Source organism: Pyxidicoccus trucidator (genome assembly GCF_010894435.1).
GTDB lineage: Bacteria > Myxococcota > Myxococcia > Myxococcales > Myxococcaceae > Myxococcus > Myxococcus trucidator.
The window spans coordinates 1-1,107 of record NZ_JAAIXZ010000065.1 but is presented as its reverse complement, the minus strand read 5'-3'; the positions used below and the strand labels follow the sequence as shown (position 1 = coordinate 1,107).

The 1,107-nt window shown below is 70.7% G+C and carries 1 protein-coding gene; it reads right to left on the bottom strand.

What is annotated here, in order from left to right; all coding sequences use genetic code 11:
• A partial coding sequence (locus G4D85_RS48400; protein WP_164021919.1) for a condensation domain-containing protein occupies window positions 1-1,107 on the bottom strand: 1,107 nt, incomplete at both ends.

The window sequence follows — 1,107 nt, the reverse complement described above, 5'->3', positions numbered from 1 at the left end:
CGGAGACGACGTGGTGCATGTTGAGCAGCAGCACGTGCTGCTGTTCGGCCAGGCGCAGCAGGCTGACGCGCAGCAGCGGACCGGTGGAGAGGCTGAAGGGATGCAGCGCGTCCGCCTGGGCCATGCGCCGGGCCTCGGCTTGACGGTCCTCGTGCGAGGAGAGGTCCACCAGGGGCAGGAGGAAGGGCGCGGGCGGAGAGATGAGCTGGACGGGAGTGCCGGCCTCGCTGCCGAAGGTGGTGCGAAGGGCCTCGTGGCGGCGCAGCAGCTCGGAGAAGGCGCGCTCCAGTGCGGACACGTCCAGCATGCCGTCCAGCCGCAGGGCGGTGGGCATGTTGTAGGTGGGCGAGCCGGGCTGGAGCTGGTCCAGGAACCACAGCCGCTGCTGGGCGAAGGACAGTGGCGGGGGCCCGTTGTCGCGCGACGCCGGACGCAGCGGAGGAAGCGCCGCACCGGAACCGGTCTGCTCCACGCGAAGGGAGAGCTGCTCCAGGGTGGAGGCCTCGAAGAGAGCGCGCAGTGGCAGCTCGACGTCGAAGGCCGAGCGGATGCGAGCGACCACCTGGGTGGCCAGCAGCGAGTGGCCGCCGAGAGCGAAGAAGTCGTCACTCCGGCCCACGCGCTCGACGCGGAGCACTTCGGCCCAGAGCGAGGCGAGCCGCTCCTCGGTGGGCGTGCGCGGCGCCACGTAGACGCTGGCGGACAGCAACGAGGCGTCGGGCGCGGGAAGCGCCTTTCGGTCCATCTTGCCGTTGGGAGTGAGGGGGAAGGCGTCCAGCGGCATGAAGGCCGAGGGCACCATGTAGTCGGGCAGCTTCTCCTTGAGGAAGGAGCGCAGGGAGGCCGCGTCGGGTGCCTGGCCGTGAGTGGTGAAGTAGGCCACCAGGCGCTTGTCACCGGGGGAGTCCTGGCGGGCCATGACGAGGGCCTGCTGCACGGCGGGGTGCAGGCGCAGTGCGGTCTCAATCTCCCCCAGCTCAATGCGGAAGCCGCGCACCTTCACCTGGAAGTCGGTGCGGCCCAGGTACTCCAGCTGGGAGTCGGCCTTGCGGCGCACCAGGTCACCGGTGCGGTACATGCGCGCGCCCGGCGTGGTGCTGAAGGGGT